The sequence below is a fragment of the Variovorax sp. GW823-FHT04F07 genome, assembly GCF_058795995.1.
In genome coordinates this window covers 82,018-93,663 of sequence record NZ_JBXAIG010000002.1, presented here as the reverse complement: position 1 = coordinate 93,663, position 11,646 = coordinate 82,018, and the positions used below count along the sequence as shown (strand labels likewise).

Annotated in this window: 9 protein-coding genes; 6 read left to right on the top strand and 3 right to left on the bottom strand. The window is 68.8% G+C overall.

Annotated features, from left to right (window positions below; genetic code table 11):
- Positions 1-33 precede the first annotated feature (33 nt).
- Entirely contained in the window at positions 34-1,134 is a 1,101-nt protein-coding gene (earP, locus tag AC1RAA_RS09460) for an elongation factor P maturation arginine rhamnosyltransferase EarP (RefSeq protein WP_492732486.1), read from the bottom strand.
- A gap of 103 nt (positions 1,135-1,237) precedes the next feature.
- Here earP and AC1RAA_RS09455 point away from each other — a divergent pair, with 103 nt between their 5' ends.
- Complete coding sequence (locus AC1RAA_RS09455) at positions 1,238-2,686, top strand: M20/M25/M40 family metallo-hydrolase (RefSeq protein ID WP_492732484.1); 1,449 nt, start codon at positions 1,238-1,240, stop codon at positions 2,684-2,686.
- A gap of 60 nt (positions 2,687-2,746) precedes the next feature.
- On the opposite strand, the gene AC1RAA_RS09450 is transcribed toward AC1RAA_RS09455, so the two are convergent.
- The gene (locus AC1RAA_RS09450) at positions 2,747-4,834 is read right to left on the bottom strand and encodes a gamma-glutamyltransferase family protein (protein ID WP_492732483.1); all 2,088 of its coding nucleotides are present in this window, start codon (positions 4,832-4,834) and stop codon (positions 2,747-2,749) included.
- Positions 4,835-4,985: 151 nt separating this feature from the next.
- Between AC1RAA_RS09450 and uvrC the strand changes: the two genes are divergently transcribed.
- The 3 genes from uvrC to AC1RAA_RS09435 are packed head-to-tail and all read left to right on the top strand — an operon-like array spanning position 4,986 to position 8,467.
- Positions 4,986-6,959, top strand: coding sequence for an excinuclease ABC subunit UvrC (gene uvrC / locus AC1RAA_RS09445; RefSeq protein ID WP_492732481.1), 1,974 nt, complete (start codon positions 4,986-4,988; stop codon positions 6,957-6,959).
- A 57-nt stretch (positions 6,960-7,016) separates the two neighbouring features.
- The gene (pgsA, locus tag AC1RAA_RS09440; RefSeq protein WP_062479069.1) at positions 7,017-7,583 is read left to right on the top strand and encodes a CDP-diacylglycerol--glycerol-3-phosphate 3-phosphatidyltransferase; all 567 of its coding nucleotides are present in this window, start codon (positions 7,017-7,019) and stop codon (positions 7,581-7,583) included.
- Positions 7,580-8,467 (top strand): DMT family transporter, encoded by an 888-nt coding sequence (locus AC1RAA_RS09435; protein ID WP_062479066.1) that lies wholly within the window; start codon positions 7,580-7,582, stop codon positions 8,465-8,467. The genes pgsA and AC1RAA_RS09435 overlap by 4 nt, the downstream gene beginning before the upstream one ends.
- A 16-nt stretch (positions 8,468-8,483) precedes the next feature.
- Here AC1RAA_RS09435 and AC1RAA_RS09430 read toward each other — a convergent pair whose 3' ends face one another.
- Positions 8,484-9,446, bottom strand: a complete 963-nt coding sequence (locus AC1RAA_RS09430; RefSeq protein ID WP_492732480.1) for a LysR family transcriptional regulator — start codon at positions 9,444-9,446, stop codon at positions 8,484-8,486.
- 70 nt (positions 9,447-9,516) lie between these two features.
- Here AC1RAA_RS09430 and AC1RAA_RS09425 point away from each other — a divergent pair, with 70 nt between their 5' ends.
- Both AC1RAA_RS09425 and AC1RAA_RS09420 read left to right on the top strand, forming a co-directional pair.
- Entirely contained in the window at positions 9,517-10,428 is a 912-nt protein-coding gene (locus AC1RAA_RS09425) for an alpha/beta fold hydrolase (RefSeq protein WP_492732479.1), read from the top strand.
- A complete protein-coding gene (locus tag AC1RAA_RS09420; RefSeq protein WP_062479058.1) occupies positions 10,425-11,510 on the top strand; it encodes a tartrate dehydrogenase in 1,086 nt (361 codons plus the stop codon). The genes AC1RAA_RS09425 and AC1RAA_RS09420 overlap by 4 nt, the downstream gene beginning before the upstream one ends.
- Positions 11,511-11,646 lie beyond the last annotated feature (136 nt).

Below are 11,646 nucleotides of genomic sequence, written 5' to 3'. Positions count from 1 at the left end.
CGGGCAGGGCTGAATTCCGCAAAGCCCGCTATTTTAGCTTTTTCCGGCGACCAGCTGCCGCAACTGGGCCAGCAGATCGTCCTGCGCGAGCAGCCTGCCGCGCGCCGCGCGGGCGGTTTCGCGCCAGGCGTCCAGCGGGCCGGGCGCGGGCAGGGGGGCGTCGCCGAAGCCGTTCCAGGCGTGGTGAAAAAGCCGCAGCTCCGGGGGGGCGCCGAGCCAGTCGAGCCAGGCGTTGAGCTTGACGTGGTGCGCGTCGTCGTCCTGCGGGTAGATCTGCCAGACCAGCGGCGCGCCGGCCCAGAGGGCACGCACCAGCGAGTCTTCGCCGCGCACGAAATTGAGGTCGCAGGCCCACAGCAGGTGGTCGAAATCCGCCTGGCTGAGGTAGGGGAGGTATGAAATTGATAGCGAACCCCGGCCGCCCGGCGGGCGATCGGGCGTGTCGGTGTTCGCAAGGCAGGCCTGCACGGCACGCGCGGCCCGGCCCGCGGTGACCAGCAGCCGCGTGGGCACCGGGTCGGCGGCCAGCCGGGCGAGCAGGGCGGCCAGCGCGGGCGGCTCATAACAGAAGAGCGACACCAGGCGCTCGCCTTCCTGCCAGGGAATCTGCTGCGCCTCCAGCCAGCGCGCCCGGTCGAAGCGCGCCTGGCGCACCATCAGGTCGGGCTCTCGCAGCAGGCCGCCGGTCGCGGGCGTGAAGCCCGGGTAGAAGAAACGTTTCGTCAGCCCGGCGCCCGGGCCCTTGAACACGGGCGAGGGCAGCCGGTGCAGTTTCTCGACATAGGGTTCGGCCGACAGGTACTCGAGGTTGATCCAGGCCTGCGCAGGGCTTGGGGCCTGCGCGAAACGCGCGATGAGTTCCGGTTCCGGGTCGCAACCGAAAGCCTCGACCAGCACCTCAGGCGCCGGGTCGGCAACCGCGCGGCGCACGACTTCGGCGTCGGACCAGTCGATCACCTGCACGCCGTCGCAGCCGGCCGGCGCCATCCAGTGCAGCGCCGTCGGGTCGTCGACCCACAGCCGCGCGCGCTCGCCCGCCGCCGCCAGCTGGCAGGCCAGGCGCCAGCAGACGCCCAGGTCGCCGTGGTTGTCGATGACCTTGCAGAAGATGTCCCATTGCATGCGCGTGCCCATGGCCGCGAGTGTGCCTGTCTTCGCGGTCGCTCAGGCGCGGGCGAAAACGCGGCCCGCTTGCTATGCTGCCCTCGCCACAACAACCATCGGAGAGAGCCAGACCATGAGGATGCAGACCTGTCGCCGTTCGTCGTTTTCTTCTTCGCCCTTGAGCAGCGCCAAACGCGGCGTGCTCGCGCTCTCGCTGGCCCTGGCCGGCATCGCCGGCGCCCAGGCCCAGACCGCGCCGCTCACTGCGCAGCAGCAGCGCTTTCGCGAGATCTACAAGGAACTGATCGAGATCAACACCACCCACTCGGTGGGCGACAACACGGTCGCGGCGCGGGCCATGGAAAAACGGCTGGTCGACGCGGGCTTTGCGCCCGGCGACATCCAGATCTTCGAGCCCTTCCCGAAGAAGGGGAACCTGGTGCTGCGCTTCAAGGGCGACGGCAGCAAGAAGCCGCTGCTGCTGCTGGCCCACATCGACGTGGTCGAGGCCCGCCGCGAAGACTGGAAGACCGACCCCTTCAAGCTGCAGGAAACCGGCGGCTACTTCACGGCGCGCGGCGCCATCGACGACAAGGCCATGGCCGCGGCGCTGGTCTCCGTGCTGGGGCAGCTCAAGCAGGAAGGCTTCAAGCCCAAGCGCGACATCATCCTGGCGCTCACCGCCGACGAGGAGCGCGGCGACGCGCTGAGCAACGGTGCCTTCTGGCTCATCAACAACAAGCCCGAGCTGTTGCAGGCCGAGTTCGGCATCAACGAGGGCGGTGGCGGCGAGCTGCGCGGCGGCAAGCCGAACCTGCACCGCATGCAGGTGGCCGAGAAGATGTACACCACCTACATGCTCGAGGCGCGCGACGTGGGCGGCCACAGCTCGGTGCCGACCAAGACCAACCCGATCTACGCGCTCTCGGCCGGCCTGGAGCGCCTGGGCAACTACGCCTTCCCGATCAAGCTCGCGGACGTCACCAAGACTTACTTCGCGCGCAGCGCCCCCTTTGCCACCGGCCAGCTGGCCGACGACATGCGCGCCATCGGCAGCGGCAACCCCGACGCCGGCGTGCTCGAGCGCATGACGGCCAACCCGGCCTACAACGCGCAGCTGCGCACCACCTGCGTGGCGACGATGGTGCAGGCCGGCCATGCCGAGAACGCGCTGCCGCAATCGGCCAAGGCCACGGTCAACTGCCGCATCCTGCCGCACGACGATCCCGAGGAGGTCGAGCGCCTGCTGACCCAGGCCGTGGGCAACGACAAGATCGTGGTGCGCAACATGGGCAAGCCGCTGCGCAGCCCGGCCTCGCCGCTGAACGGCGACCTGGTGAAGACGGTGGAATCGCTCACGCAGCAGATGTGGCCCGGCGTTCCCGTGGTGCCCGCCATGAGCACCGGCGCCACCGACAGCCGCTTCCTGCGCAACGCCGGCATCCCGATGTACGGCGTGACCGGCATGTTCCTCGAGCCGGCCGATGCGCGTGCGCACGGGCTGGACGAGCGCATCGAGATCCAGCGCCTGTACGACGGGCGCGAGTTCCTGTACCGGCTGGTGTCGGAAGTCGCGAAGTAAATCAACAGGTGATCGGGCAAGGGGCTGGCGCGGCGAAGGCGGCGCCAGCCCCCTTGTCGTTCAGGGCGTGAAGGTGTCGCCCAGCACGATGCCTTCGCGGCGCGGGTCTGCGCCGCCGGTCAGCACGGGCTTGCCGCCGACGTTCGTGCGCAGGATGGTGCTCACGCCGCTGGACTGCGCCCCGAGGTTCACCGTGTGGCCGAGCGCGCGCAGGCCGGCGATCAGCGGATCGTTGTTGCCTGAGTTCGAGGTGTCGATGGCCGGGTGCTCGCCGCCCACGTTGGTGAGGCTGTAGGTGGCGCCAGGGGGCGTCGGTGGCGGGGTGTTGGTGGCACCGAAGTCGACCAGTGACGTGGCTTGTTGCGCATCGAGGCCCCAGTCCAGCGCGCCGACCAGTGTCTTCACCACGTACTGGATGATCGTGCCGCCGCCCGGCGAACCTGTTCCCATCACGAACTCGCCCATGCTGCCGTCGGCGTTCTTCTTGAACACCAGCGTCGGCGCCATCGTGCTGCGCGGGCGCTTGCCGGGCGCGACGCGGTTGGCGAACTTCACGTTCGGGGTCACCGAGGTGTCGATCGGGTTGAGTGCGAAGTCGGTCAGCTGGTTGTTCAGCAGGAAGCCCTGCGTCATGTGGAACGAGCCCATGCTGCCTTCCACCGTCGTGGTCATCACGACCACGTTGCCTTGCTTGTCGACGACGGTGAAGTGCGTGGTGCCATGCTCTTCGGTCTTGTCGATGCCCAGCGGCACATCGCCCCGGTCGCCAGCCTTGGCGAGATTCATGCTCTTCGTCAGGCTGATGAGGCTGGCGCGGCCCTGCAGGTAGGACTTGTCGATCAGCATGGCGGGGCTGCCGCCGGGCAGCGGCACGAAGTCGGTGTCCGCCACGTACTTGTCGCGGTCGGCATACGCCAGCCGCTCGGCTTCGCTCACCAGGTGCACGCCCATCACGCTCGGCTTGCCGCCTTCGAGGTCGATGGCGGTCGGCTTGTACAGGCCCAGGTTGAAGGTCTCGAGGATGCCGAGGGTCGCCACCACCGCGATGCCGCCCGAGGACGGCGGCGACATGCTGCAGATGTAGTACTCGCGGTAGGTGCTGCAGACCGGGTCGCGGCGCTTGGCCCTGTAGCTGGCCAGGTCGGCCAGCGTGGTCTTGCCGGGCGTGATGGCCGAGCCGTCGTTGGCCGCCGTGGTGACGCCGATCTTGTCGACGATGCCCTTGGCGATGTCGCCCGTGTAGAAGGCGTTGGCGCCTTGCGTGGCGATGGTGTTCAGCGTCTTGGCGTAGGCCGGGTTCGTGAGCCGGGTGCCCAGCGCCTTGGGCGTGCCGTCGGCGTTGAAGAAGTAGGCTGTGGCGTCGGCGTCGCGCTTCAGGTATGCCGCGGAGCCCGCGATGGCGCCCGCCATGCGTCCACCGATCAGGAAGCCGTCGGACGCCAGCGTGATGCCATAGCTGAACAGGTCTTTCCAGGGCAGCTTGCCGTGGTCTTGATAGGCGATGTCGAGCATGCGCACGGCGCCCGGCGTGCCGATGGAGCGGCCGCTCCAGCGGGCGCCGCCGGGCTTGGGTGCGGTTTGGTCGTTCGTGTCGTCGATCCAGCGCAGGTAGTTCTCGGTGGCAGCCGCAGGCGCCGTCTCGCGCCCGTCGTACGCCTGCACCTTCTTCGTCGCCGCGTCGTAATGGAGCATGAAGGCGCCGCCGCCCAGCCCGCTCGACTGCGGCTCGACCAGGCCGAGCACCGCCTGCACCGCCACCGCCGCATCGACCGCGCTGCCGCCGGCTTTCAGCACGTCGCAGCCGGCGCGCGTGGCCAGCGGATGGTTCGCGACCACCATGTAGTTCTTGGCGTACACCAGCTTGTGGCCGGGCACGTAGCCCAACGCTGGCTCGGGCGCGGCCGGATCGCCCGGGTCGCCCGAGCCGACGACCACGGAGGTGCCGCTGCTCGGGATCTGGCAGCCGTTGTCGGCGGCGGGCGGGGTCGTGGGCGTGGGCTGGTTGGCCGCGTTGATCGCGGCAATGGCCGCGACCAGTGCGGCGTTGTTCTGCGCGTTGTTGTTGCTGTTGCCGCCGCAGCCGGCCACGGCCAGCGAGAGCGCGAGGGGCGTCAACGCCCACCATGCGCGCACGGAGTTCTTCTTCATGAATATTTCCCTTTGCTGTTAATTTGAATGCCAAAAAAGACAATGGGCGCCCCCCGGCGCCCGCTGCGATCTTGAGCACATTCCGTTCCTGTCCGTGTCGCCTTTGCGTCGGGCCCAGCCGGCCCTCACGCCGCGCGCCACAATAGCCGCCATGTCCGACGTGCATTCCGATCAATTGCTCAGCGAAGTCGCGGCCCTGCCGCAGTTGCCGGGTGTCTACCGCTATTTCGACGCGGCCGGCGCCGTGCTGTATGTGGGCAAGGCGCGCAACCTGAAGAAGCGGGTCGCCAACTACTTCCAGAAGAGCCACGGGGGCACCCGCATCGGCCACATGATCTCGAAGATCGTGCGCATGGAGACCACCGTGGTGCGCTCCGAGGCCGAGGCGCTGCTGCTCGAGAACAACCTGATCAAGACGCTCAAGCCGCGCTACAACATCCTGTTTCGCGACGACAAGAGCTACCCCTACCTGAAGATCGCCTCGCACGGGTTTCCGCGGCTGGCCTACTACCGCGGCGCGGTCGACAAGAAGCATCGCTACTTCGGGCCGTACCCGAGCGCCTGGGCGGTGAAGGAATCGATCCAGCTGCTGCAGAAGGTGTTCCGCCTGCGCACCTGCGAGGACACGGTGTACGCCAACCGCACGCGGCCCTGCCTGCTGTACCAGATCAAGCGCTGCAGCGGCCCCTGCGTGGGCCTCATTTCGCCCGAGGCCTACGCGCAGGACGTGGCCAGCGCCGAGGCCTTCCTGCTCGGCGACACACAGGGCGTGCTCTCCACGCTCGAGCAACGCATGACGGCGCACGCCGAGAAGCTCGAGTTCGAGCAGGCGGCCGAGCTGCGCAACCAGATGTCGGCGATCTCGCGCGTGCTGCACCAGCAGTCGATCGAGGTGGTGTCCGACAAGGACGTCGACATCCTCGCGGTCAAGGTGCAGGGCGGCAAGGCCTGCGTCAACCTCGCGATGGTGCGCGGCGGGCGCCACCTGGGCGACCGCGCGTACTTTCCGGTGCACGTGGACGACGCGGCGCAGATCCACCACGGCGAGCTCGACGCCGAAGACGGCGCCGCCCCGGTGGCCGCCGACCCGATCGAGGTGCAGGTGCTCGAGGCCTTCATCGCCCAGCACTACATCGACGTGCCGGTGCCCGCCACGCTGGTGCTGGGCCGGCAGGTGAGCCGCGCGCTCATCGAGGCCATTTCGCAGCAGGCCGGCGCGCGCGTGACGGCGGTGTTCCAGCCGCACGAACAGCGCCGCCACTGGCTCGAGATGGCCGAGACGAATGCCGGCCTGCAGCTCGCGCGGCTGCTGGCCGAAGAGGGCTCGCAGCAGGCGCGCACCCGTGCGTTGGCCGACGCGCTCGAACTGGCATCGGACGACCTGGAGAACTTCCGCGTCGAGTGCTTCGACATCTCGCACACGGCGGGCGAGGCCACGCAGGCCTCGTGCGTGGTGTTCGCGCACCACACGATGCAGAACCGCGAGTACCGCCGCTACAACATCGACGGCATCACGCCCGGCGACGACTACGCCGCCATGCGTCAGGTGCTGCACCGCCGCTACGGCAAGCTGGCCGAGGCGATGGCGGCCGAGACCGAGGCCCTGGCCCCGGGCGACGCGGAAAGCGAAGGGGCCGAAGGCGTCGAGGCGCCGCCGCCCAGGACGCCGGCCGCGCGCATGCCCGACCTGGTGTTGGTCGACGGCGGCAAGGGTCAGGTGTCGATGGCGCGCGAGGTGTTCAGCGAACTGGGCCTGCCGCTGTCGCTGATCGTTGGCGTCGAGAAGGGCGAAGGCCGCAAGGTCGGGCTTGAAGAACTGGTGTTTGCCGACGGCCGCGAGAAGGTCTACCTCGGCAAGGATTCGGCCGCCCTGATGCTCGTGGCCCAGATCCGCGACGAGGCGCACCGCTTCGCCATCACCGGCATGCGGGCCAAGCGCGCCAAGGTGCGCGTGGGCGGCAGCCAGCTCGAAGACATTCCGGGCATCGGCCCGAAGCGCCGGGCGCGCCTGCTGCAGCGTTTCGGCGGCATCCGCGGCGTGGCGGCGGCGAGCGTCGAAGACCTCGCCTCGGTCGAGGGCATTGCCACCGAACTGGCCGAGGAAATCTATCGCGCGCTGCGTTGAAGCCGGGATTGCCCCCGTCCTTCCGGCGCTTCACGCGTGCATGACACAATCGCCCGCATGTTCTGGACCCTACCGACCATCATGACCTGGACGCGCATCGTCGCGATTCCGTTGATCGTCGGCGTTTTCTACCTGCCGATCAGCGAACCGACGCGCAACCTGATCGCCACGGTCATGTTCATCGTGTTCGCCGCCACCGACTGGCTCGACGGCTACCTGGCGCGCAAGCTCAACCAGACCTCTTCCTTCGGCGCCTTCCTCGATCCGGTGGCCGACAAGTTTCTCGTCTGCGCCGCGCTGCTGGTGCTGGTGCATCTGCAGCGCGCCGACGTGTTCGTGGCGCTCATCATCATCGGACGCGAGATCGCCATCTCGGCGCTGCGCGAATGGATGGCGCGCATCGGCGCCGGCAAGAGCGTGGCGGTCCACATGATCGGCAAGGTCAAGACGACCGTGCAGATGGTCGCGATTCCCTTCCTGCTCTATGACGGGCACCTCTTCAAGGTGATCGACACCGGCCTCTGGGGCCAGTGGCTGATCTGGATCTCGGCGGTGCTCACCGTCTGGTCGATGGTCTATTACCTGCAAAAGGCCATTCCCGAGATTCGGGCCCACTCCAAATGACCGCGGCCGTCTCGGTCCGCAACGCAGGATGGCTGCGGGCGATGCCGGCGGTCTTCGTGCTGATCTGGAGCACGGGTTTCATCGTTGCGCGCTATGGCATGCCCTATGCGCCGCCCCTCAAGTTCCTCGCCGTGCGCTATGCGCTGTCGCTCGCCTGCTTCGGCGTGTGGGTCATGCTCGCGCGCGTGGCGTGGCCGGCGAAACGGGCGCAATGGGGACACCTGGCGGTCACGGGCGTGCTGATGCAGGCCGGCTACCTCGGTGGCGTCTGGGCGGCGGTGCATGCGGGCATGGGCGCGGGGCTGGTGGCGCTGCTGGTCGGCATCCAGCCGGTGCTCACGGCGGTCTGGCTGTCTTTCAACGGTGGGCGCATTTCGGGACGGCAGTGGACCGGGCTTGCGCTGGGTTTCGCCGGGCTGGTCTTGGTGGTGTCGCGCAAGCTGGGGCAGGGCACCGAGGTCAACGCCCTGACGATGGGGCTGGCCGTGATGGCGCTGCTGTCGATCACGGCGGGCACGCTGTACCAGAAGCGCTTCGTGGCGCCTTGCGACGTGCGCAGCGCCAGCGCGGTGCAGATGGCCGCCGCGCTGCTCGTGACCCTGCCTTTCGCCGCGCTCGAGGCGCAGGCCATCGAATGGAACACGCATTCGATCGGCGCCATGGCGTGGTCGGTGCTGGCGCTGTCGCTGGGCGGCAGCTCGCTGCTCTATATGTTGATCCAGCGCGGCACGGCCACCGCCGTCACCAGCCTGCTGTACCTCGTGCCGCCGTGCACGGCGCTGATGGCCTGGCTGCTGTTCGCGGAACCGATCACCTGGACCACGGTGCTGGGCATCGGCCTGACGGCCGTCGGCGTGAGCCTCGTGGTGCGCGCGGAGCGCTGACGGCGCTTTCTCCTTTTCAGCGCCCGGCCGGCTTGGCCGGCTTCCAGGGCTCCAAACGGAACTGCTCGACCAGGTGATCGACCAGCAGGCGCACGCGGCGCGGCGTCTTCGGCCGCCACGGCGCGACCCAGTGGATGTCGGCATCGGGCATGCCGTACTGCGGCAGCACGCGCACCAGCTCGCCGCTTGCGAGCTGCGGCGCGATGTCCCAGAGGCTGCGCAGCATGACGCCGTGGCCCGCGAGGCACCAGTCGCGCACCATTTCTCCTGAATTGCTCGTGAGCGGACCCTGCACCCGCACGCGCGCCGTGCTGCCGTCGCGCGCGTGGCGCAGCGTCCAGAGCGCGAACTGGCGCGACTGCGCGGCGTCGCCGTTCTCGCGCGCGATCAGGCAGTCGTGCGTGGCCAGCGCCTCCACCGTGGCCGGCGTGCCGCGGCGTGCCAGGTAGTCGGGCGAGGCGGCCAGCACGCGCTGGTTGCGCGCGATGCGGCGCGTGGTCCAGTCGGCGGCGCGGTGCTGCTGCACCGCCCACAACCAGACCGCGCCGTCGTAGCCTTCGGCGCCGAGGTCGGGCAGCTGCTCGGTCAGCAGCAGCTCGACCTGCAGGCCGGGGTGCTGCGCCTGGAAGTCCGCGAGTGTCGGGCCGAGCCAGTGCCGGCCGAAGCCGAAGGTGGCGGCGAGACGGACCGTGCCGATCAGCGCGTTCTGCCGCTCGCCGAGTTCGCTTTCGAGCGCCGCGAAGCCTTCGAGCAGCGTGCGCGCATGCAGGCACACGGCCTCGCCTTCGGCCGTGACGCTGAGCCGGCGCGTCGTGCGGTCGAACAGCCGCTGCCCGAGCCGGGCCTCCAGCGCGCCGAGCCGCTTGGTGATGACCGAGGGCACCACGTCGAGCGTGGCGGCCGCGCCGGCCAGGCTGCCCTGGTCGCGGATGGCCAGCACCAGTTCGAGATCGCCGCGTTCCATCGCGTGGGGATTCATGCAAGATTGGAAAGTATGAATTGGCTGATTGTTGCTTGATGGCCGCCGGGGTGCAACGCACAATCGCGGCGTGACGGCCTCCTTCCTCGACTTCCCCCGCTTCGACATTGCCCGCGATGGCGTGCACATCCACGGTCGCATCGGCGGGCAGGGCGCTCCCTTGCTGTTGTTGCACGGCCATCCGCAGACGCATGCGATCTGGCACCGCGTGGCGCTCGCGCTGGCCGAGCGCTTCACGGTGGTGGCCGTGGACCTGCGCGGCTACGGCGACTCGGGCCGGCCGGCGGCCGATGCCGAACACGCGGTCTATAGCAAGCGGGAGATGGCGCGCGACGCGCTGGCCGCCATGCACCACCATGGCTTCGATCGCTTCGCCGTGCTCGCGCACGACCGCGGCGCGCGCGTGGCGCACCGGCTCGCGGCCGACCATCCGGGCGCGGTCGAGCGCATGCTGCTGCTCGACATCGCGCCGACGCTGGCGATGTACGAAGGCACCTCCGAAGCGTTTGCCAAGGCCTACTGGCACTGGTTCTTCCTGATCCAGCCGTCGCCGCTGCCCGAGGCGCTGATTGCGTCCGATCCGGTGCGCTACGTGCGCAGCGTGATGGGCGGGCGGCACGCGGGGCTCGTGCCGTTCGCACCCGAGGTGCTGGCCGAGTACGAGCGTTGCATCGCCATCCCGGGCACGGCCGAATCCATCTGCGAGGACTACCGCGCCTCCGCCACCATCGACCTCGTGCACGACCGCGCCGACATCGCCGCTGGCCGCCGCCTCGCGCAGCCGCTGCGCGTGCTGTGGGGCGAGCACGGGGCAGTGGGGCGCGCCTTCGACGTGCTCTCGCTGTGGCGCGAACGCGCCGACGACGTGTCGGGCCGCGCGCTGCCCTGCGGCCACTACATCCCCGAAGAAGCGCCCGACGCCTTGCTGGCCGAGGCGCTGAATTTTTTCGTTTTCCCCGAACACCCAGGAGCCCATCCATGAGCACCCACAGAATCGCAGTCATCGCCGGCGACGGCATCGGCAAGGAAGTCATGCCCGAGGGGCTGCGCGTGCTCGATGCGGCGGCGCGCAAATTCGGCATCGACCTGAAGTTCGACCACTTCGACTTCTCGAGCTGGGACTATTACGAGAAGCACGGCCAGATGCTGCCCGACAACTGGAAGGACCAGATCGGGGGGCACGACGCCATCTTCTTCGGCGCGGTCGGCTGGCCCGAGAAGATTCCCGACCACGTGTCGCTATGGGGCTCGCTGCTGATGTTTCGCCGCGAGTTCGACCAGTACATCAACCTGCGCCCCGCGCGCCTGATGCCCGGCATCGTCGCGCCCGTGGTGCGCCGCGACGGCACGCCGCGCGCGCCCGGCGAGATCGACATGTACATCGTGCGCGAGAACACCGAGGGCGAGTACTCGAGCATCGGCGGGCGCATGTACCAGGGCACGCCGCGCGAGATCGTGGTGCAGGAAACCGTGATGTCGCGCGTGGGCGTCGACCGCGTGCTGAAGTTCGCCTTCGAGCTCGCGCAATCGCGGCCCAAGAAGCACCTGACGAGCGCCACCAAGTCGAACGGCATCTCGATCACCATGCCTTACTGGGACGAGCGCGTGGTGGAAATGGCCAAGGGCTACCCGGGCATCACGCTGGACAAGTTCCACATCGACATCCTCACGGCGCACTTCGTGCAGCGGCCCGACTTCTTCGACGTGGTGGTGGCGAGCAACCTGTTCGGCGACATCCTGTCCGACCTGGGCCCGGCCTGCACCGGCACGATCGGCATCGCGCCCAGCGCCAACCTCAACCCCGAGCGCACCACGCCCTCGCTGTTCGAGCCGGTGCACGGCTCGGCGCCGGACATCGCCGGGCAGGGCATCGCCAACCCGATCGGCCAGATCTGGTGCGGCGCGATGATGCTGGAGTTCCTCGGCCACAAGGACGCGCACGATGCGATCCTGGCGACCATCGAGAAGGTGCTCGCGCCCCAAAGCGGCGCACCGCGCACGCCGGACATCGGCGGTCGGGCGGGCACGGCCGACCTCGGAAAGGCAATTGCCGAGGCCCTTTGAAAAGTACGTCGCGAAACGCCCCTAAAATCGCGCGCTCCGCTGGGCTGCAGTGCGTTGTGTCTTATTGACACCCCGCAGACCAGTGGTTGTAATCCTCGCTGGCAGTGAGCTGCCGAGGCGTCAGGCCTGCCATGTT